Source organism: Streptomyces sp. NPDC107528, from assembly GCF_055639295.1.
The window spans coordinates 371,158-390,193 of record NZ_JBVKAV010000003.1 but is presented as its reverse complement, the minus strand read 5'-3'; the positions used below and the strand labels follow the sequence as shown (position 1 = coordinate 390,193).

Annotated in this window: 18 protein-coding genes; 13 read left to right on the top strand and 5 right to left on the bottom strand. The window is 71.7% G+C overall.

Annotation, left to right across the window (positions count from 1 at the left end; all coding sequences use genetic code 11):
• Nucleotides 1-45 precede the first annotated feature (45 nt).
• A complete protein-coding gene (locus ACZ7L5_RS11570) occupies nucleotides 46-519 on the bottom strand; it encodes a WXG100 family type VII secretion target (protein ID WP_471516430.1) in 474 nt (157 codons plus the stop codon).
• A 535-nt stretch (nucleotides 520-1,054) separates the two neighbouring features.
• On the opposite strand from ACZ7L5_RS11570, the gene panD reads away from it, so the two are divergent.
• Together panD and ACZ7L5_RS11560 are read left to right on the top strand one after the other, a co-directional pair.
• Entirely contained in the window at nucleotides 1,055-1,477 is a 423-nt protein-coding gene (panD, locus tag ACZ7L5_RS11565) for an aspartate 1-decarboxylase (protein ID WP_471516428.1), read from the top strand.
• A 41-nt stretch (nucleotides 1,478-1,518) separates the two neighbouring features.
• Nucleotides 1,519-1,863: a GNAT family N-acetyltransferase gene (locus tag ACZ7L5_RS11560; protein ID WP_471516426.1), complete on the top strand. Its 345-nt coding sequence runs from the start codon at nucleotides 1,519-1,521 to the stop codon at nucleotides 1,861-1,863.
• A gap of 499 nt (nucleotides 1,864-2,362) precedes the next feature.
• Here ACZ7L5_RS11560 and gndA read toward each other — a convergent pair whose 3' ends face one another.
• Nucleotides 2,363-3,805: an NADP-dependent phosphogluconate dehydrogenase gene (gene gndA / locus ACZ7L5_RS11555; RefSeq protein ID WP_471516424.1), complete on the bottom strand. Its 1,443-nt coding sequence runs from the start codon at nucleotides 3,803-3,805 to the stop codon at nucleotides 2,363-2,365.
• Between the two features lie 299 nt (nucleotides 3,806-4,104).
• On the opposite strand from gndA, the gene ACZ7L5_RS11550 reads away from it, so the two are divergent.
• Complete coding sequence (locus ACZ7L5_RS11550; RefSeq protein ID WP_471516422.1) at nucleotides 4,105-5,265, top strand: transglycosylase family protein; 1,161 nt, start codon at nucleotides 4,105-4,107, stop codon at nucleotides 5,263-5,265.
• Here ACZ7L5_RS11550 and ACZ7L5_RS11545 read toward each other — a convergent pair.
• Complete coding sequence (locus ACZ7L5_RS11545; RefSeq protein ID WP_471516420.1) at nucleotides 5,255-6,457, bottom strand: DMT family transporter; 1,203 nt, start codon at nucleotides 6,455-6,457, stop codon at nucleotides 5,255-5,257. The two genes, ACZ7L5_RS11550 and ACZ7L5_RS11545, sit on opposite strands and share 11 nt — an antisense overlap.
• Before the next feature lie 228 nt (nucleotides 6,458-6,685).
• Between ACZ7L5_RS11545 and ACZ7L5_RS11540 the strand changes: the two genes are divergently transcribed.
• The 6 genes from ACZ7L5_RS11540 (at nucleotide 6,686) to ACZ7L5_RS11515 (ending at nucleotide 14,671) form a co-directional block, all read left to right on the top strand.
• Nucleotides 6,686-7,423, top strand: a complete 738-nt coding sequence (locus ACZ7L5_RS11540; RefSeq protein WP_471516418.1) for a (2Fe-2S)-binding protein — start codon at nucleotides 6,686-6,688, stop codon at nucleotides 7,421-7,423.
• Nucleotides 7,424-7,464: 41 nt separating this feature from the next.
• Nucleotides 7,465-8,616 (top strand): glycogen synthase, encoded by a 1,152-nt coding sequence (gene glgA / locus ACZ7L5_RS11535; RefSeq protein WP_471516416.1) that lies wholly within the window; start codon nucleotides 7,465-7,467, stop codon nucleotides 8,614-8,616.
• A 51-nt stretch (nucleotides 8,617-8,667) separates the two neighbouring features.
• A complete protein-coding gene (gene glgC / locus ACZ7L5_RS11530) occupies nucleotides 8,668-9,924 on the top strand; it encodes a glucose-1-phosphate adenylyltransferase (RefSeq protein WP_471516414.1) in 1,257 nt (418 codons plus the stop codon).
• A 99-nt stretch (nucleotides 9,925-10,023) separates the two neighbouring features.
• Nucleotides 10,024-11,469, top strand: coding sequence for a sialidase family protein (locus ACZ7L5_RS11525; protein ID WP_471516412.1), 1,446 nt, complete (start codon nucleotides 10,024-10,026; stop codon nucleotides 11,467-11,469).
• A gap of 222 nt (nucleotides 11,470-11,691) precedes the next feature.
• A complete protein-coding gene (locus tag ACZ7L5_RS11520) occupies nucleotides 11,692-13,029 on the top strand; it encodes a wax ester/triacylglycerol synthase family O-acyltransferase (RefSeq protein ID WP_471516410.1) in 1,338 nt (445 codons plus the stop codon).
• Between the two features lie 124 nt (nucleotides 13,030-13,153).
• Nucleotides 13,154-14,671 carry an SDR family NAD(P)-dependent oxidoreductase gene (locus tag ACZ7L5_RS11515; protein ID WP_467477332.1) on the top strand — a complete coding sequence of 506 codons (1,518 nt, stop codon included), beginning with the start codon at nucleotides 13,154-13,156 and terminating at the stop codon, nucleotides 14,669-14,671.
• Here the strand turns inward: ACZ7L5_RS11515 and ACZ7L5_RS11510 are convergent.
• Both ACZ7L5_RS11510 and ACZ7L5_RS11505 read right to left on the bottom strand, forming a co-directional pair.
• Nucleotides 14,650-15,438, bottom strand: a complete 789-nt coding sequence (locus ACZ7L5_RS11510; RefSeq protein ID WP_471516407.1) for an SDR family oxidoreductase — start codon at nucleotides 15,436-15,438, stop codon at nucleotides 14,650-14,652. The genes ACZ7L5_RS11515 and ACZ7L5_RS11510 overlap by 22 nt on opposite strands.
• A 25-nt stretch (nucleotides 15,439-15,463) precedes the next feature.
• The gene (locus ACZ7L5_RS11505; protein WP_328877768.1) at nucleotides 15,464-15,913 is read right to left on the bottom strand and encodes a hypothetical protein; all 450 of its coding nucleotides are present in this window, start codon (nucleotides 15,911-15,913) and stop codon (nucleotides 15,464-15,466) included.
• A gap of 473 nt (nucleotides 15,914-16,386) precedes the next feature.
• Here ACZ7L5_RS11505 and ACZ7L5_RS11500 point away from each other — a divergent pair, with 473 nt between their 5' ends.
• The 4 genes from ACZ7L5_RS11500 to ACZ7L5_RS11485 all read left to right on the top strand — a co-directional run bounded on the left by ACZ7L5_RS11500 (nucleotide 16,387) and on the right by ACZ7L5_RS11485 (nucleotide 19,016).
• Nucleotides 16,387-16,560 carry a hypothetical protein gene (locus ACZ7L5_RS11500; RefSeq protein ID WP_328420641.1) on the top strand — a complete coding sequence of 58 codons (174 nt, stop codon included), beginning with the start codon at nucleotides 16,387-16,389 and terminating at the stop codon, nucleotides 16,558-16,560.
• A 71-nt stretch (nucleotides 16,561-16,631) separates the two neighbouring features.
• Nucleotides 16,632-17,114 carry a GNAT family N-acetyltransferase gene (locus ACZ7L5_RS11495; RefSeq protein WP_471516405.1) on the top strand — a complete coding sequence of 161 codons (483 nt, stop codon included), beginning with the start codon at nucleotides 16,632-16,634 and terminating at the stop codon, nucleotides 17,112-17,114.
• A gap of 80 nt (nucleotides 17,115-17,194) precedes the next feature.
• A complete protein-coding gene (locus ACZ7L5_RS11490; protein WP_471516403.1) occupies nucleotides 17,195-17,812 on the top strand; it encodes a TetR/AcrR family transcriptional regulator in 618 nt (205 codons plus the stop codon).
• Nucleotides 17,813-17,816: 4 nt separating this feature from the next.
• Nucleotides 17,817-19,016: a GDSL-type esterase/lipase family protein gene (locus ACZ7L5_RS11485; protein ID WP_471516401.1), complete on the top strand. Its 1,200-nt coding sequence runs from the start codon at nucleotides 17,817-17,819 to the stop codon at nucleotides 19,014-19,016.
• Nucleotides 19,017-19,036: the final 20 nt, after the last annotated feature.

Genomic DNA, 19,036 nt, shown 5'->3' with positions numbered 1-19,036 from the left:
CGCGCGGTCGCCGGTGTGTCGGTCTGTGTGGCGTGCGCCGGTCCGTCAGTCGAAGTCGGCGAGGCTCGGCGGAGGCCCGCCCGGCGTGGGCTGCGTGCCGATGGGCGGCGCGCCGAGGGTGGCGGGGCGCGCCCCCGGGGTGAGGCCCGTGCTCATCCCCGGCTGGGCGGCGGCGGGTGCGGGCATGGTCGTCAGGCCGCCGTTCGCGCCCGCCGAGTGCAGCGCGACGATGGTTTCGTGGTCGGCGCCCTCGTAGTTCCGCTGGGAGATGCCGACCTTGTCGGCGAGTTCGTGCAGCGCGGCTTCCAGCGTCTTCGCCTCGGCCTGCCAGGCGGCGGCGAAGTTGTCGTATGCGGGGCCGGAGTCGGAGCCGCCGAGAGCGTCCGGTGCGTAGCACATGGGGTCTTCCACGGCCTTGCGTATGGCGCCGACGTCGTCGCCCGCCCGGTCGAGCTTTCCGGCTTCGCCGTCCATGCCGCTCGCGTGGATCCTGTAGCCGTCCGAGCCCGTACTGGACATGCTCCGCGCCCCCTGATCCGAACGGCCGAACACTCCCGTGCGGTCCATGCCTTCTGGCCGGTGATGATACCTGATCTTGTGTCATGAGCACGTGGCCTCGGAGGTCGCTGTCCGGGCCGACGGACCGGGTTTGCGCCTCGGCGTCATACGCGAGCGTTCGGCTCTGCTTGCCGCGTCGACCGGTGAACGCCCGGCGGCATCGCCGTCGCCGGGGGCATGCCTGATCCACCCGTCGCCCTGGGGCGTGGCGGACCGCCGGCGTGTACACCCGAACCTGCGGGCACCAGTGGCGAAGGTCACGGAGGCCGGCGAAGGCTGATGCGTAGGCTGGTCGCCGCCGTCGTGGTGACAGTCCTGGGTGAGCGGAAAGACCCAGGGTGTGGCCCGTCGGTGTCTCGGGAAAGTCGGCAACTGGTCAGCACGAGTCCCCGCCATCCTGCGAACGCCGGCCGACCCCGCGACTCGTCATAAGGTAAGGAAACAGCCCTTGACCTGCAATAACGCAGGCAGGGAGCCTAGGTCCGGGAGTACCTCCATGCTGCGAACCATGTTCAAGTCCAAGATCCACCGCGCCACCGTCACCCAGGCCGACCTGCACTACGTGGGATCGGTGACCATCGACGCCGACCTGCTCGACGCCGCCGACCTGCTGCCCGGTGAGCTCGTCCACATCGTCGACATCACCAACGGCGCCCGCCTGGAGACCTACGTCATCGAGGGCGAGCGCGGGTCCGGGGTCATCGGGATCAACGGCGCCGCCGCCCATCTCGTCCACCCCGGCGACCTGGTGATCATCATCAGCTACGCTCAGCTGACCGACGCCGAGGCACGGGAGTTCGAGCCGCGGGTCGTGCACGTGGACGGCGCCAACCGGATCGTGGCCCTGGGCGCGGACCCGTCCGAGCCGGTGCCGGGCTCGGACCAGGAGCGCAGCCCCCAGGCCGTGCCGGTGGCCTGACCGCACTCATCCTCAGCCTGACGACGGACCAGGAGCGTGCCATGAGCGACATCGAGATCCGTGACGACCGGGCGGCGGGCCGCCTGGAGGCCCTCCTGGGCGACGAAGTCACCGGCCGCATCGAGTACTTCGTCCTCGAATCCCCGGCGCGCGCCCTGGTCCCCGTCCACACCGTCGTGGAGCCGGCCCACGAGGGGAAGGGCATCGCGGGCTCCCTGGCACGCGAGCTGTACGGCATGGCGGCGCGCGAGGAAGCCGTCGTCGCGCCGCTGTGCCCGTACGTCGTGACGTGGGCCGAGCGTCACCCCGACGAGGCCCCTGCGGCCGACCCGGGGCTGCTGGAGGCGGCGATGGACTGGCTGCGGGAGCACCCCGAGCGCTTCTGACGCCCACCTGGGCGCCCCGGTCGAGGCGGGGGAGTGACTGACGGCGCGGCCCTCGGGTACGCGGGGGAGTAGTCCAGAGCCGACGCGCACCGATTGGCCGGAGGACGCCATGACGAACCCGTATCCGGACCCCGTCCCGCCGGGACCGACCCCGGGCCCGGAGCCACAGCCTCCCGACCCCCATCCGGTACCGCCCCCGGAGCCCTCGCCGGCTCCCGAGCCGCCTCCGGCCCCGGGCCCGACCCCGCCATCACCGCCGACCCCGCCCGCACCCCCGGACCCGTCCCCGTCTCCGATCCCCCCGGGCCCGGAGCCGGTACCGAGCCCGGAACCGGGCCCGCCACTCAGCTGAGCCGGGCAGGAGAAAGCGGTGGGCGCTTCTCAATGCCGCCCACCGCTTTCTCCTGAGGGGCCGGGGCCCTGTCGATCTGCGGCTCCGCCGCGTGGGCGCGACCAGCCCTCACACACCCGCACCCGCCATACGACCGCCCCTACCGAGCTACTGGGCGGAAACCTCCGAGCGGTCCCCACCCCACAGCGTGTGGAACGACCCGTCCCGGTCGGTCCGCCGATACGTGTGCGCCCCGAAGAAGTCCCGCTGCCCCTGCGTGAGCGCCGCAGGCAGCCGCTCGGCACGCAGCGCGTCGTAGTACGCCAGCGCCGCAGCGAACCCCGGCGTGGGCACACCCTGCCGCGTGGCCGCGATGATCACCTCACGCCAGTCGTCCTGCGCCGCGGCGATCTCCTGCGCGAACGTGTCGTCGGACAGCAGGCTCGGCAGGTCGGCCCGGGCGTCGTACGCCGAGCGGATCCGGTCCAGGAACGCCGCGCGGATGATGCAGCCGCCGCGCCAGATCGCGGAGACGGCGCCCAGGTCGATGTCCCAGTCGTACTCGGCGCGAGCCGCGTCGATCTCGTGGAAGCCCTGCGTGTACGACACGATCTTCGACGCGTACAGCGCCTGCTCCACCCGGTCGGCGAACGCCCCCGCCTCCGCCTCGCTGAGCGGCGACGCCTTCGGGCCCACCAGCTCCCGCGAAGCGTCCCGCAGCGCCGCGTGCCCGGACAGGGAGCGGGCGAAGACCGCCTCCGCGATGCCGGAGACCGGTACGCCCAGGTCCAGGGCGATCTGGACCGTCCAGCGGCCGGTGCCCTTCTGCTCGGCCTGGTCGACGACCACGTCCACGAACGGCTTGCCCGTCGCCGCGTCCACGTGCGACAGCACCTCGGCGGTGATCTCGATCAGGTAGGAGTCCAGCCGGCCCTCGTTCCAGGTGCGGAAGATGTCCGCGATCTGCGCGGGCTCGTACCCGGCGACATCCCGCAGCAGCTGGTACGCCTCGCCGATGAGCTGCATGTCGGCGTACTCGATGCCGTTGTGCACCATCTTCACGAAGTGCCCGGCGCCGTCGGGGCCGACGTGCGTCACGCAGGGCGCGCCGTCCTTCGCCTTCGCGGAGATCTTCTCCAGCATCGGGCCCAGCGAGTCGTACGACTCCTTCGGGCCGCCCGGCATGATGCTCGGGCCGTGCAGCGCGCCCTCCTCGCCACCGGAGACACCCATGCCGACGAAGTGAATGCCCTGCTCACGCAGGTCGCGCTCACGGCGCCGGGTGTCGGCGAAGTGCGCGTTGCCCCCGTCGATGATCATGTCACCGGGCTCCAGCAGCGGCGCGAACTCCTGGATCACCGCGTCGGTCGGCTCACCGGCCTTCACCATGATCACAAGGCGCCGCGGCCGCTCCAGCGCCGCCACGAAATCCTTCGCGGTCTCGGCCGCGATGAAGTCGCCCTCGCTCCCGAATTCCTCCACCAGCGCGTGCGTGCGCGCCGACGTCCGGTTGTGAACCGCGACCGTATAGCCGTTGCGGGCGAAATTACGGGCGAGGTTGCGGCCCATGACCGCGAGACCCGTGACGCCGATCTGCGCCGAAGTGCTCATGCGTTGGCTCCTAGTGATCTCGATACAGCAGCGGTACGGGTACCGCTCATGCCCGCCAGTATTGCCCCTCGTCCATCCTGACGTGCCGGTACTCCGACCGCACATCCGGGTGGCGCGATGTCGCGCAGGCAGATACGGACGGAAGGCACCGGCGCACTCAGTCGTCCCGGAGCGCCGGGCAACGCGCGCCGGTCGCGCGCCACTTGGCGTGAAGAGGCGGCTGATTTGCTGTCTTGTCATGGCTCGTTCGCAGCGCTTACTTTTGCCCCTCCTGACGCATGTCAATGGGGGGCTCCTTCATGGCCGTACGCGGCCGGCACCGCCGGTACCAGCCGAACAGGATCAACCGCGCCTCACTCACCGTCACCGCGGGCGGCGCCGGTATCGCGCTCCCGCTGATCGGCACCGGTGCCGCGCAGGCGGCCGACGTGAGCACCTGGAACAAGGTCGCCGCGTGCGAGTCGACCAGCCGGTGGGACGTCAACACCGGCAACGGCTACTACGGCGGGCTCCAGTTCGCCCAGTCGACATGGGAGGCGTACGGCGGCCCGCGGTACGCGGCGCGTGCGGATCTGGCCACCAAGGACCAGCAGATCGCCGTCGCGGAGAAGGTGCTGGACGGGCAGGGGCCCGGCGCCTGGCCGGTGTGCTCGGTACGGGCCGGGCTGACGCGGGGCGGCGACACGCCCGACATCCACCCCGCCGGCAGCGGCAGGAAGACCTCGGTGCAGGACGTCCAGCCGCAGACACCGCCGCAGTCACGGGCGGGCACCGCCGAGATGTACACCGTCGTGCACGGCGACACCCTCTCGGGGATCGCCGAGTCGGAGCAGGTCAAGGGCGGCTGGCGGGGCCTGTACGCCGCGAACCGGAAGGCCGTCGGCGCGGACCCCGACCTGATCCTGCCGGGCCAGCGGCTCGCACTGCGCGGCAAGGCCGCCACGACGACGCCCCCGAAGACGGACCGGCCGACGGCCACCCCGAAGTCCTCGCCCGGGAAGACATCTTCGGAGAAGACCACTCCGAAACGGGAAGAGCAGGCGACGACGACCAGTCGCTCCATGGTCTCCCCGGTGAGCGCCCCGTCGGGCACCCCGTACCGCAAGGCGGGTTCGGCCTGGTCGAAGGGCTACCACACCGGCCTCGACTTCCCCGTGCCGACCGGGACGTCCGTGAAGTCCGTCGGCGCCGGGCAGGTCGTGAGCGCCGGGTGGGAAGGCTCCTTCGGCTACCAGGTCGTCATCCGGCACTCCGACGGCCGCTACACCCAGTACGCGCACCTGTCGGCCATCTCCGTCAAGGACGGACAGTCGGTGGGCGCCGGGCAGCGCATCGGCCGCTCCGGGTCCACGGGCAACAGCACGGGCCCGCATCTGCACTTCGAGGTGCGGACGGGGCCCGGCTTCGGCGCGGACATCGACCCGGTGGCCTATCTCCGGGCCGGAGGCGTCAGGATTTGACGCGGATGCGGTGCCGGTCCAGGACCGGCGTCGGGACGTACGGGCCGCCGTAGAACGGACCGTAGAGGTAATGGGGCCCGCTCTCGGCCTGCGGCGACTCGTCCTCGTACGCGCCTTCCGCGATCTGGGCCGGTACGAGGATGTCCTCGATCCCGTCCGGTACGCGGATCTCGGATCCGTCCGCTTCGAGGAGCTCCTTCTCCGGTACGAGGACACCCTCGTGCGGCATCGCCGCGACCTGCTCCGGAACGCCGGCGAGCAGCTCCCCGGCGGGCACCGGAGCCGCGTCCGGCTCGGGCAGCGCGGCGGAGCCGGCCGGCGAGGTCTGCGCCTCGGGCAGAGCCGCCGAGTCAGCGGTCTCCGTACGCGCGATCCGCTCCGTGGTCAGCAGGATCAGGCCACCCGCCGCGACCACACCGCAGCCCAGGGCGAGCACGGTGCCCGTGGTGCCGTACCGGAAGGTCTCGCCGAACATCGTGATGCCGACCGCGGCCGCCACCACCGGGTTCACGACCGTCAGCGTGGCCAGCGGCGCCGCGAGGCCCGCGCCGCGGTAGGCGGCCTGGGACAACAGCAGACCGGCCGTTGCGAAGACGCCTATCGTCGCCAGGGCGGGCACGTCGGCCGCCGACACCCCGCCGTTCCAGTCGACCGCGACGATCTTCGTGAACACCGAGGACATGCCGAACGCTATGCCGGAAGCGATCGCGAGCAGCATGCTGCGCACCGCCGGATGCCGGTGGGCCGCCCGCCCCGCGATCATCAGCGTCACGACGACGGTGCCGGTCACGAGAGCGACGACCACCCGCTCGGCCGTGGCCAGCGACTGCGACTCCGAGGCGCCGACCAGGGACAGCAGTCCGGCGAGACCCACGGTCGCCATGATGGCGCCCCGCCAGGCCGTCGACCCGGCCTTGCGGCCCACGAACAGCGCCGCCATCGGCAGCGCGAACACGATCGTCAGGGCGCCCAGCGGCTGCACCAGACTCAGCGGACCGAAAGCCAGCGCCACCACGTGCAGCAGACCACCGAGGCCGTTCAGCGCGACCGCCGCCCACCAGCCCGGCCGACGCATCGGCGCGAACTGCTGTCCCGGAGAGGACACCGCGACACGCTCCTGTACGATCGCCCCGCCCGCGTACGCGACGGCGGAGACGAGCGACAGAAGCACGGACAACGCGAGGGCGCTCATGAGCTGGTCCTCTGCGTGAGGCGGGGCCGCTGACCCCGGCGCGGCGAACGGTCGGCTTTCATAATCAACACGATGCCGCGAAAACCTCTTCCCGTCGTCGTACCAGAGCACGCACTGTGTCGTACTACCGATGGAGTACGACGCCTGCGGAGTCATCCCCAAGACGGGTGACCCCGGGCGGAGACCCCCAGGTGATAACCCCGACGGGCCCTGGTACTACTGCCCTTCGTGGATCTCGACCCCCATCTCGCCGCGCTCCGGCCCCTCGGTGCCTTCTTCGTACTACGCACCCCCGGGGAAGCAGCCCGGCCGCTCCCGACCCTGGCGGAGACCTACCGGGAAACCTCGTCAAGGACCGAAGGGGACCCGCTGGACTTCCGCGTCCGGAAGGTCGCGAACGCCCTGCGCGCCCCCGAGTTGCGGATCGCCGCCTCCGTGGCCCAGCAGGGCCTCGCGGCCCGGCTCTGGTCGGTGACCCTCGGCTGCGCCGCCCTGTACGGCCGCATCCCCGACCTCGACCCCGGCCTGCTGCACTGGGACCCCGACGGCAGCGCCCCGGACGACCTGTGGCTCACCGAGGCGCACCCGCTCCCCGCGGACCCGGCGACCGTCGCGGACGTCGTCCTGCACCGCCACCTCCAGCCGCTCACCGAAGCCGTGCACGCCCGCTACCGGGTGGCCGCCGGGCTGCTGTGGGGCAACGCGGGATCCGCCCTCGCGGGCGCCGCCCGGCAACTGGACCAGTGGGCACGCACAGGCGGCCGTACGGACACCGCAGCCCGGGCCCACGCTCTGACCGCGGAGCTTTTCGGCCATCCCCTCCTCGCCGGCACCGGCACCCTCTCCGGGACCGCGTTCCGGCGCCGCAGCTGCTGCCTCTACTACCGCGTGCCGGGCGGCGGAGTGTGCGGTGACTGTTGCTTCACACGAGCCCCGCGCTCTTCCCCACGCGCCCCATCTGGGTGACCATGAAAGGGCAACAAGCCGCTGAGAACAGGGGGTTCCGGGTGCGTGTGGGACTGCTGACCCGGGAGTACCCGCCGGACGTGTACGGCGGCGCGGGTGTCCATGTCGAGTTCCTCGCCCGGGAGCTGCGGGACCTCGTCGACCTCGAAGTGCACTGCTGGGGCGAGGGCCGCGCGGTGGGCGTGCTGCGCCACCGCCCCTGGTCGGCGCTCGACACCTCGAACGACGCGCTGCGCACCTTCTCCGTGGACCTCGCCATGGCCGCCGGCCTCGAAGGCCGCGACCTCGTCCACTCCCACACCTGGTACGCCAACCTCGGCGGCCACCTCGCCAAGCTCCTGTACGGCATCCCGCACGTGATGACCGCCCACTCGCTGGAGCCGCTGCGCCCCTGGAAGGCCGAACAACTCGGCGGCGGATACGCCCTGTCGAGCTGGGCCGAGCGCACCGCGATCGAGGCCGCCGACGCGGTGATCGCCGTATCCGGAGCCATGCGTGAGGACATCCTCAGCTGCTACCCGGCGCTCGACCCGGCCCGGGTCCACGTCGTGCACAACGGCATCGACACCACCCTGTACCGGCCCGACCACGGCACCGACGTCCTCAACCGGTTCGGCCTCGACCCCGACCGCCCCTACGTCCTGTTCGTCGGCCGCATCACCCGCCAGAAGGGCGTGCCCCATCTGCTGCGCGCCGTACGGGACATCCACCCGGCCGCGCAGGTCGTGCTGTGCGCCGGGGCCCCGGACACCCCCGAGATCGACCGGGAGTTCCGCGATCTCTACCAGGAGCTGAGCCGGGTCCGCGAGGGCGTGCACTGGATCCCGCAGATGCTGCCCCGCCCGGAAGTGATCCAACTCCTCACACACGCCGCCGTGTTCGTCTGCCCCTCGGTGTACGAACCCCTCGGCATCGTCAACCTGGAGGCGATGGCCTGCGGAACTCCCGTGGTGGCCTCCCAGGTCGGCGGCATCCCCGAAGTCGTCGACGACGGCAAGACGGGCCTGCTCGTCCCGCTCGACGACGACTTCGAGGCGGGCCTCGCGCGGGCGCTGGACTCGCTCATCGGCGACCCGGGGACCGCCGCGCGGATGGGGGAGGCCGGACGGGAGCGCGCGGTGGGGGAGTTCGGCTGGGACGCGGTGGCACGCCGGACGGCCCGGCTCTACGGGGAGATCCTCAAACAGGCTTAGCGCACGGTGCTCAGGGGCAGGCTGGGAGCAACCAGGGTGAGGGGAGCGGCCATGCGTCGATGGGGGTACCCCCGGTCGAGCGAAGCCGAGACTGGGGGAGGACCTTCGGTGCTCGGAATCGTGCTGGCTGGCGGTGAGGGTAAACGCCTGATGCCCCTGACCGCGGACCGCGCGAAACCGGCGGTCACCTTCGGTGGCACGTACCGTCTCGTCGACTTCGTCCTCTCCAACCTCGTCAACGCCGACATCCTGCGCATCTGCGTCCTCACCCAGTACAAGTCGCACTCCCTGGACCGCCACGTCACCACCACCTGGCGGATGTCCAGCCTGCTCGGCAACTACGTCACCCCGGTCCCGGCCCAGCAGCGGCTCGGCCCGCGCTGGTACCTGGGCAGCGCGGACGCGATCCTGCAGTCCCTCAACCTGGTCTACGACGAACGCCCCGAGTACGTCGCGGTGTTCGGCGCCGACCACGTGTACCGCATGGACCCGCGCCAGATGCTCGCGCAGCACATCGAGTCCGGCGCCGGCGTGACGGTGGCCGGCATACGCGTACCGCGGAGCGAGTCGTCGTCCTTCGGCGTGATCAGCCCCGGCTCGGACGGCCTGAGCGTGGAGCGCTTCCTGGAGAAGCCCGCCGACCCGCCCGGCCTCCCGGACGACCCGGAGTGCGTGTTCGCCTCGATGGGCAACTACATCTTCACCACCAAGGTCCTCATCGAGGCGCTCCAGCGGGACGCCGAGGACGAGAACTCCGTGCACGACATGGGCGGTTCGATCCTGCCCCAGCTCACCGACCGGGGCGAGGCCCAGCTCTACGACTTCAGCGCCAACCACGTCCCCGGCGAGACCAACCGCGACCGGGGCTACTGGCGGGACGTCGGCACCCTGGACGCCTACTACGACGCCCACATGGACCTCATCGCCGAGCGCCCCGCGTTCAACCTCTACAACCGCAGCTGGCCCATCTACACCCACTCCAACCAGCTCTCCCCGGCCCGCTTCAACGCGGGCGGCATGGCCAGCGAGTCCATCATCAGCGCAGGCTGCCTGATCCGCGGCCAGGTCACGCGGTCCGTGCTCTCGCCGGGCGTGGTGGTCGACCCGGGGGCGGTGGTGCAGGGGGCGGTGCTGCACGACAACGTGCGCATAGGGCGGGGCGCGGTGGTGCGGGGCGCCGTACTCGACAAGAACGTCGAGGTGCCGCCGGGCGCGACGATCGGCGTCAATCCGGAGCGGGACTCCGACCTGTACACCGTCTCCAAGGGTGGCGTGATTGCGCTGGGGAAGGGGCAGCGGGTCCCCTAGCTACTGCGCGGGACGCAGCGGCGGCGTCGCCCGGCGTACGACGACACCGGCAGACGGGCTCCCGAGGATGGTGACAACCGTCCGGAAGGAGCCGACGCCATGTCCCGCATCCTGCCCGTTCTCACCGCTGCCCTGGTCGCCTTACCCGTTCTGGCCGTCGCCCCGGCGCACGCGGCGACCGGAGCCCAACGCCTCTCCACCGACAGCCCGTTCGCCGACTGCGCGCCGGGCGCGCTGGACCCCAGAATGGCCGACGGCGCCATCGAGCCGCAGCTCGCCGTCGACCCGCACGACCCGCGCCGACTCGCCGCCGCGTGGCCGCAGGACCGGCAACGTGGTGTGGTCCTCGCCGTCAGCGACGACCGCGGCCGCTCCTGGACCCGGACCGTCGTCCCCGGCCTGACCCGGTGCTCGGGCGGCACGTACGACTACGTGGACGGCCCTGCCGTGACCTTCACCGGGGACGGGGCGCTGCTGGTGACCGGCGGTCTCTTCATGGCCGACGGCTCGGCGAGCGCGGCCCTGTCCGTGCGCTCGGCCGACGACGGCCGGACCTGGACCCGTCCCGCGGTCGTCGTCGAGGCGACGGACCCGGACCAGGGCGGACACGGGGGCGGTACGGCCGTGACCGACCCGCGCGACCCGGAGGTGCTGTACGTCGTCACCCCGCGCTTCCCCGCCCAGAGCCGCACCCGCAACGACGCCTGGATCAGCCGCAGCACCGACGGCGGACGCAGCTGGGCGGCACCCGTGCTGGTGGCGGACGCGGGAGACGGCCATCTGATCTCGGGGCACCGGCTGAGCGTGCTCGACGACGGCACGCTGGTCGACGTGTACAGCAGGGTCAGGTTCGGCGAGGGCCCGATCACCAGCCGGCTCACCCTGCAGGCCGTACGCTCCACCGACGGCGGCCGTACCTGGTCCGCACCGGTGAAGGTGGCCGACCAGCGCACAAGGTGGCTGTTCCAGGACCCCGAGTCCGGCGAGCAGGTCTCCCACACCACCAGCCTGCTTTCGGACACCGCCGTCGACCGGCGCACCGGCCGGATCTACGCGGCCTGGCAGGACTCGCGGTTCAGCGGTGGCGGCGCGGACGCGGTTGCCCTGGTGGCGTCGGACGACGGCGGCCGTACCTGGTCCGAGCCGGTGAAGGTGAACCGCACGCCCGCATCCGTCCCCGTGCCGAACCAGCAGGCCTTCACGGTGACGCCGGCCGTCGGCCGTGACGGCACGGTCGCCGTGGCCCATTCCGACTTCCGCCACAACGACGAGGGCACCCCCCTGCTCACCGACCGCTGGCTGGCCCGCTGCCACCCGAAGCCGGTCGACTGCGGATCCGGCAGGGCGACTTGGCGGGAGACCCGGCTGACCCCGACCTCGTTCGACATGCGCAAGGCCCCGCGCATCCCCGACGAAGCCAGCCCCCGTGGCTACTTCCTGGGTGAGCAGATGGGGCTGGCCGCGACCGGGCACGGCTTCACCGCCGTATGGGCGAAGCCGGACGCACCCGGCCGGGCGGCGGTGTACGCGTCCGTCGTGCGGTGACCGAGGGGAGAAGGGATCCGTGACGCCTCCCGGGTGACAACCACAGGATGCCCGGTGCCGCTACCTGTGCTGGAGTGACCTCATATGCACCATGAGTCCCGCCCCTTTCACAGGGGCGGGACTTAATCTGCCGTTAACTGAGCGTAGCTTGATCGTACTTGACTGTAATCGCCAGAGAGCGATTGACTGCTGGTCCACCCTTCGTCGACGCGAGGCAAGCCATTGACTTCTGACCTGCTCGCACCTCTCGACCTGGCGTTCTGGAACATCGAGTCCGCCGAACACCCCATGCACCTGGGCGCCCTCGGCGTCTTCACGGCGCACTCGCCCACCGCCGGCGCCCACGCGGCCGACCTGCTCGCCGCCCGCGCCGCCGCCGTGCCCGGACTGCGGATGCGGATCCGCGACGCATGGCAGCCGCAGGGCCTGCTGCGGCCGTTCTCCTTCGGAGGCGCCACCCGCGAGCCCGCGCCCGACTTCGACCCGCTCGACCACGTCCGGCTGCACGCCCCGACCGCCGACTTCCAGGAGGTCGCGGGCCGGCTGATGGAGCGCCCGCTGGAGCGCGGCCGGCCGCCGTGGGAGGCGCATGTGCTGCCGGGCGAGGACGGCGTGTCGTTCGCGGTGCTGTTCAAGTTCCACCACGCCCTCGCCGACGGCCTGCGGGCGCTGACCCTCGCCGCCGCCGTTCTGGATCCCATGGACATGCCCGCACGCAAGCCTCGTCCCGAGGCGCCCCGCAGCGGCCGCGTTCCGGATGTGCGCAAGCTGCCGGGTCTGGTGCGCGGCGCCCTGTCCGACGTGGGGCGCGCCCTCGACATCGGTGCCTCGGTCGCCGTGTCGACGCTGGCGATGCGCTCGTCGGACGCCCTGACCGCCGAGCCGAGCGGCACCCGCCGCACCGCCGGGGTGGTCATCGACATCGACGACGTGCACGTGGTCCGCAAGGCCGTCGGCGGCACCGTCAACGACGTCCTGATCGCGGTCGTCGCGGGCGCCCTGCGCCGCTGGCTCGACGAGCGCGGCGACGGCAGCGAGGGCGTCGCGCCCCGCGCCCTGATCCCCGTCTCCAAACGCCGCCCGCGCACCGCGCACCCGCAGGGCAACCGGCTCTCCGGCTACTTGATACGGCTCCCCGTCGACGACCCCGACCCGCTGCGCCGCCTCGACACGGTCCGCGCCGCCATGGACCGCAACAAGGACCTCGGCCCCAACCGGGGCGCGGGCGCCGTCGCCCTGCTCGCCGACCACGTACCGGCGCTCGGCCACCGGATCGGCGGACCGCTGGCCGGGCAGGCCGCCCGGCTCTGGTTCGACATCCTCGTCACCAGCGTGCCGCTGCCGGGCATCCCGCTGAAGCTCGGCGGCCACCCCGTCACCGAGGTCTTCCCCTTCGCCCCGCTGGCCCGCGGCCAGTCCCTGGCGATCGCGATCTCGACGTACCGCGGACAGGTCCACTACGGCCTCGTCGCCGACGCCAAGGCCGTACCGGACCTCGACGTGCTCGCCAAGGCCGTGTCCGAGGAGGTGCAGTCGGTGATCACCGCCTGCGGCCCCTGAGCCCTGCCGCCGCGGGCCCGCTTCGCCGGATTTTGGAGGACCGGCCCGGCGCTCCGTAGAATTCCCCGTTCGAAAGCGGGCGCGGTCGGCGCGCCGCTCCGGTGATCAGGGAAACGGCAGCGCGATGACGGTGACAGAGGAAGGCCCGGCGACCACGGACGAGGTCGTGCACGAGCCCGGTGACCAGGTCGTGTACGGCCCCGGCATCGACCCGGAGCGGCTCGCCGTGTGCCTGAGCGTGCTGGACGAGCTCGACAAGCTGGAGGTCGACCACCCCGACGCGATCGCCGTGCGCCGGGCCACCGCCGGCGTCTACCGCACCGTCAAGCAGCGCCGCCGCCAGGAGCGCCGGGCCGCCAAGACCGCCCACGACAAGGCGGTCACGGAGGCCACGGCGACCGGCTCCGCCCAGCGCATCGACGACGAGACCGAAGGCATCCTGCCGTCGTCGGCGACCGAGGAGGGCAGGATCGCCGGGATACTCCAGCGCCCGCGCTCCTGCTACACCTGCAAGACCCGGTACGTGGAAGTCGACTACTTCTACCACCAGCTCTGTCCCGACTGCGCCGCCCTTAACCGGACCAAGCGCGACGTCCGCGCCGACCTCAGCGGCAAGCGAGCCCTGCTCACCGGCGGCCGCGCCAAGATCGGCATGTACATCGCGCTGCGGCTGCTGCGGGACGGCGCGCACACGACGATCACCACGCGCTTCCCGAAGGACGCCATCCGCCGTTTCAAGGCCATGGACGACTCCGCGGACTGGATGCACCGCCTGGAGGTCGTCGGTATCGACCTGCGCGACCCCGCCCAGGCCGTCGCCCTCGCCGACCAGGTCGCCGAGGCGGGCGCCCTCGACATCCTCGTCAACAACGCGACGCAGACCGTGCGCCGACTGCCCTCCGCCTACGCCGCCCTGGTCGACGGCGAGAGCGCCCCGCTGCCCGCCGGTGAACTGCCAGCCCACCACGTCATCGGCGCCTTCGGCTCCGGCGCGGTCGACGGACTGGCCTCCCTGCCCGCCGGAATCTCCGGCATCGACGCGCAGCAGGTCGCCGACCTCGCCCTGGTCGCGGGCAACGCCAGCGTCGCCCGGCATCTCGACGGCACCGCCATCGACGCCGGCGGCCTGGTTCCCGACGTCGTGGACAGCAACACCTGGGTGCAGACCATCGAGCAGATCTCCCCGGTGGAGCTCCTCGAAACCCAGCTGTGCAACTACACGGCGCCGTTCATCCTGATCAGCAAGCTGCGGCCGGCCATGGCGGACGCGGCGCGGAAGGCGACCAGCGGACGCGCGTACATCGTGAACGTCTCCGCGATGGAAGGCGTCTTCGGGCGCGGCTACAAGGGCGCGGGGCACCCGAACACGAACGCCGCCAAGGCCGCCATGAACATGGTCACGCGGACCAGCGCGCAGGAGATGTTCCAGAGCGACGGCATCCTCATGACCTCGGTCGACACCGGCTGGATCACCGACGAGCGCCCGCACTTCGACAAGCTGCGCCTCGCCGAGGAGGGCTTCCACGCGCCGCTGGACCTGGTCGACGGCGCGGCTCGGGTCTACGACCCGGTCGTGCGGGGCGAGGCGGGCGAGGACGTGTACGGGGTCTTCCTGAAGGACTACGCGCCCGGCAAGTGGTGAGCGGTCACCGGGGCCGGCCGGTGCGCTGCTCGCACACTCGTGCCGCCGTCCACCAGTAGGTCGGCTCCCGTTATCCACCGTGCCGCGTCCGACGCCAGCCACAGCACCGCCTGTGCGACGTCGTCAGGCTCCCCGATGCGGCCCAGTGGCAGCCCGCTCGCGACCTCCCGCTCGCCCGGCTCCCACACGAACCGCGCCATCTCGGTCCGTACGAGGCCGGGGGAGACGGAGTTCACCCGTACCCCCGGGCCCAGCTCGCCCGCGAGCTGCTGCGTGAGGTGCAGGAGCGCCGCCTTGCTGGTGCCGTAGGCCCCGACGCCGGGGCCCACGTGCCCGGCGCCCTCCGTGCAGATGTTGATCACCGACCCGCCGTGCTCCCGCATCCAGGCGCGCCACGCGCACTGCACCAACCGCAGCGCGGCCTCGACGTTCACGGTGAAGGCCGCGCGCCAGGCGTCCGGGTCGGCGTCCATGAGCGGCCCGAACGGCTGGTTGGTCGCCGCGTTGTTGACGAGGATGTCCAGCCTGCCGAACGCGTGCAGGGTGGCCCGCGTGACCTCCCGCAGATGCGCGGGGTCCGCCACGCTCCCGGCCAGCCCGATGCCGCCCAGCTCGGCGGCCGTCCTGCGCACCTCGTCCGCGTCCCGCGCGGTCACGCAGACCCGCGCCCCGGCCGCGGCCAGGTGCCGGGCGACGGCGAGTCCGATGCCACGCGTGCCGCCGGTGACCATGGCGGCCCTGCCCTCCAGACCGTGCGACGACGTCATCGCCGTACGGTCTCATGACGGGTCGTCAGTCAACAGCCCCGAGCGGCGAGTGCCGAGCCGCCACCAGTTCCAGCACCGTGCGCCAGTCCTCCAGGACCCCCGCGTCGAACTCGGCGCTGCGGCCCTCCTCGTCGGCCTGGCGCAGGCGCACCAGGTCGTCGTCGGCGGAGTTGAAGGCCCGGCACTGGTCGCGTACGAGGCGGGAGACCCGTTCGCCGAGGAGGGGCCGCACCGCGTCGGCGGCGCAGTCGGAGTGGCGGGTCACGTCGGCCGGGCCCAGCAGCGGGCCGATGGCATGAACGAGCCCCGCGACCTGGAGTTCCTTGTCGGCGGGGCGTGCGCGGCGCAGCAGTGCGGCTGTCTGCAGCGCGTGTTGGTGGAGATCGACTCGGATGCTCCCGAGGCCCGGGGTGTCCCGGGTGCCCCGGCAGGCGTACAGCAGATCCATCAGCTCTTCGACACTGCGCAGCTCCATGCGCCAGTCCTCCCGCCGGACAAGCCGTTGCCGTACGTCAGCAGATCATGGCCGCCTTGCGATTCGGCCAACGGGACTTGAACTGCGTGGCGTGCCGGGAGTGGAGCTGGGCAGCGTGCGGGTGTTGAGCCGAACGAGTGACTTGTAAATCTCGCATTTCATGACAAGTAGGGATGAAGTCGGCAGGCGAAAACCGGTCGACTCCGGATAGTTACAGCTTGTTTGCAGCCCCATCGAGCGGGCACCCGCTCATTTGGTTAATCTGTAGCGGACGGACAGCACTACAGGGTCCCAACCCACACCCATGGTCCGTCCCGGGACAAGCCGGTGCACAACGGCCTGCTCTCAGCACCAGTTACCGGCGCCACCGCGTCCGAGCCGACTTTGAGTATGACCCGAGCGGGCGTCAGGTATCCGGACCGCAGACTGGGCCGGCCCGCCCCGAGGGTGATCCGACACATAAGGAGTGCGCGGTGACACCTGAGAAGACGAATCGCGAACAGCGCCCCAAGGAACGCACGGAGCGCGCGGGCCGCCGGTCGAACGAGATCGGCAGTCTCGATGTGTGGGCCAGGTCCGCCCCCATCCGCCTGGCGGGCTACGAGGACGACCTCGCCGAGCCCCACATCCTGCCCAGCGTCGACTGACGACCGACGTCGACCGAAGGGGCAGAACCCTTCGCGATCGCCGACCGCATGGGCGTGCGAGACTCACGCCCATGCTGATCAGAGAAGCCGCGGCCGACGACTGGCCGCGGATTTGGTCTTTCTGGCACCGGATCGTGGCCGCCGGTGAGACCTACGCATGGGATCCGGACACCTCCGAGGACGACGCCCGGGCCTTGTGGCTGAGCCCCGCCAAACGCGTCTACGTCGTCGAGGACGACGCCGGAGCCGTCGTCGCCTCCGCCTACGTCACCCCCAACTACGGTGGCCCCGCGGCCCGTATCGCCAACGCCGGCTTCATGGTCGACCCCGATCAGGGCGGCCGCGGCATCGGCCGCCTCCTCGCCGAGCACATCCTGGCCGCGGCCAAGGCCGACGGCTATCGGGGCATGGTCTTCAACGCCGTTGTCGAGACCAACCCGGCCGTGCGCCTGTGGACCTCGCTCGGCTTCACGATTCTCGGCACGGTTCCGGACGCGTTCGACCATCCCCGGCATGGCCGGGTGGGGCTGCACATCATGTACAGGGCGCTTTAGCGAGCGAACCGAGCTCCCCCCTACTTGCCTAAAGGCTTTAGGTAAGTGCATACTCGCTTATGGCAAGCGAGGGGGTTGTTATGGCACGCGTAGGGCTGACCACGGAACGTCTGGTCCGGGCAGGCGCCGAGCTCGCCGACGAGGGCGGCTTCGAGCAGGTGACCGTGTCCGAGCTGGCCCGGCGGTTCGACGTCAAGGTCGCGAGCCTGTACTCGCACGTGAGGAACTCAGCCGACCTCAAGACGCGGATCGCCCTGTTCGCGCTGGAGGAGCTGGCCGACCGGGCCGCCGACGCCATCGCGGGGCGGGCCGGCAAGGACGCCCTGGTCGCCTTCGCGAACGTATACCGCGACTACGAGCGCGAGCACCCCGGCCGCTCCGCCGCCGCGCGGATGAGGCTCGACCCCGAGAAGGCCGCCGCAAGCGCGGGGGTCCGGCACGCGCAGATGACGCGGGCGATCCTGCGCGGCTACGACCTGACGGAGCCGGACGCGACACACGCCGTACGGCTGCTGGGCAGCGTCTTCCACGGCTACTCCAGCCTGGAGACGGCAGGCGGCTTCAGCCACAGCGCCCCCGACTCCGCGGAGACCTGGACCCGGATCCTCGACGCCCTCGACGCCCTGCTGCGCAACTGGCCGACCGCGCCCGCCCCTGATCGACAGGCCGAGGACACCGGCCCGGAACAAGGACGCTGAGGACATGGACACCCCGCACGACTGGATCACCACGCCCGTCACCGCCGAACTTCTGCGCGGCGCCCTCGACGTCGAACGCACCGAGCACGGCGTGCTGCCGCACCGGCTGCCCGCGTGGGCACGCGCCCAGAACACCGACGAGCAGCTGGCCATGGCCGAGTCACAGCCCTCCGGAGTACGGCTGGCATTCCGCACCCGTGCCACCGCCGTCGAACTGGAGGCACTGCGCACCAAGCGCTGCTACGTGGGTGCCCCGCCCCGCCCGGACGGCGTGTACGACCTGATCGTAGACGGCCGCCCCGCCGGGCAGGGCAGCGTGACCGGCGGCAACGTTGTGACCGTCGACATGATGGCCGGGACCGCCGAGGACCGGCGCGGCCCGGCCGGCACCGTCCGCTTCACCGGGCTGCCCGACGGCGACAAGGACGTCGAGATCTGGCTGCCGCACAACGAGACCACCGAACTGATCGCCCTGCGCACGGACGCCCCCGTCGAGCCCGCGCGCGATCCGGGCCGCAAGATCTGGCTGCACCACGGCAGTTCGATCAGTCACGGCTCCGACGCGGCGAGCCCCACCGGCATCTGGCCCGCGCTCGCGGCCACCCTCGGCGGCGTGGAGCTGATCAACCTGGGGCTGGCCGGCAGCGCTCTGCTCGACCCGTTCACCGCCCGCGCCATACGGGACGCCACGGCCGACGTCATCAGCGTCAAGATCGGTATCAACCTGGTCAACATGGACCTGATGCGGCTGCGCGCCTTCGGCCCCGCGGTCCACGGCTTCCTCGACACCATCCGTGAAGGGCACCCGACGACACCACTGCTGGTCGTGTCGCCGATCCTGTGCCCGATCCACGAGGACACACCGGGACCCTGCGCCCCCGACTTCAGCGGCCTCAGCCGAGGCCAACTCAAGTTCGTCGCCATGGGAGACCCGGCGGAACGCGCGAGCGGCAAGCTGACGCTGGGCGTGATCCGGGACGAGCTGTCCCGCATCGTGAAGCAGCGGGCGGCCGACGATCCGAACCTGCACCACCTCGACGGCCGCGACCTCTACGGCGAGGCCGACTCCGCCGAGCTGCCCCTGCCCGACGACCTCCACCCCGACGCCACCACCCACCGCCGCATCGGCGAACGCTTCGCGCAGTGGGCCTTCACCGGCGACGGGCCCTTCGCGGCGGCGGCCTCACAGCGTGGCGCCGAATAGCCGTCCGGCCGTCCATCGGT

Coding starts and splice junctions, on each gene's coding strand:
- ACZ7L5_RS11570 (WP_471516430.1), bottom strand. CDS start 519: ATGTCCAGTACGGGCTCGGACGGCTACAGGATCCACGCGAGCGGCATG.
- panD (WP_471516428.1), top strand. CDS start 1,055: ATGCTGCGAACCATGTTCAAGTCCAAGATCCACCGCGCCACCGTCACC.
- ACZ7L5_RS11560 (WP_471516426.1), top strand. CDS start 1,519: ATGAGCGACATCGAGATCCGTGACGACCGGGCGGCGGGCCGCCTGGAG.
- gndA (WP_471516424.1), bottom strand. CDS start 3,805: ATGAGCACTTCGGCGCAGATCGGCGTCACGGGTCTCGCGGTCATGGGC.
- ACZ7L5_RS11550 (WP_471516422.1), top strand. CDS start 4,105: ATGGCCGTACGCGGCCGGCACCGCCGGTACCAGCCGAACAGGATCAAC.
- ACZ7L5_RS11545 (WP_471516420.1), bottom strand. CDS start 6,457: ATGAGCGCCCTCGCGTTGTCCGTGCTTCTGTCGCTCGTCTCCGCCGTC.
- glgC (WP_471516414.1), top strand. CDS start 8,668: ATGCGTCGATGGGGGTACCCCCGGTCGAGCGAAGCCGAGACTGGGGGA.
- ACZ7L5_RS11525 (WP_471516412.1), top strand. CDS start 10,024: ATGTCCCGCATCCTGCCCGTTCTCACCGCTGCCCTGGTCGCCTTACCC.
- ACZ7L5_RS11515 (WP_467477332.1), top strand. CDS start 13,154: ATGACGGTGACAGAGGAAGGCCCGGCGACCACGGACGAGGTCGTGCAC.
- ACZ7L5_RS11510 (WP_471516407.1), bottom strand. CDS start 15,438: ATGACGTCGTCGCACGGTCTGGAGGGCAGGGCCGCCATGGTCACCGGC.
- ACZ7L5_RS11505 (WP_328877768.1), bottom strand. CDS start 15,913: ATGGAGCTGCGCAGTGTCGAAGAGCTGATGGATCTGCTGTACGCCTGC.
- ACZ7L5_RS11495 (WP_471516405.1), top strand. CDS start 16,632: ATGCTGATCAGAGAAGCCGCGGCCGACGACTGGCCGCGGATTTGGTCT.
- ACZ7L5_RS11490 (WP_471516403.1), top strand. CDS start 17,195: ATGGCACGCGTAGGGCTGACCACGGAACGTCTGGTCCGGGCAGGCGCC.
- ACZ7L5_RS11485 (WP_471516401.1), top strand. CDS start 17,817: ATGGACACCCCGCACGACTGGATCACCACGCCCGTCACCGCCGAACTT.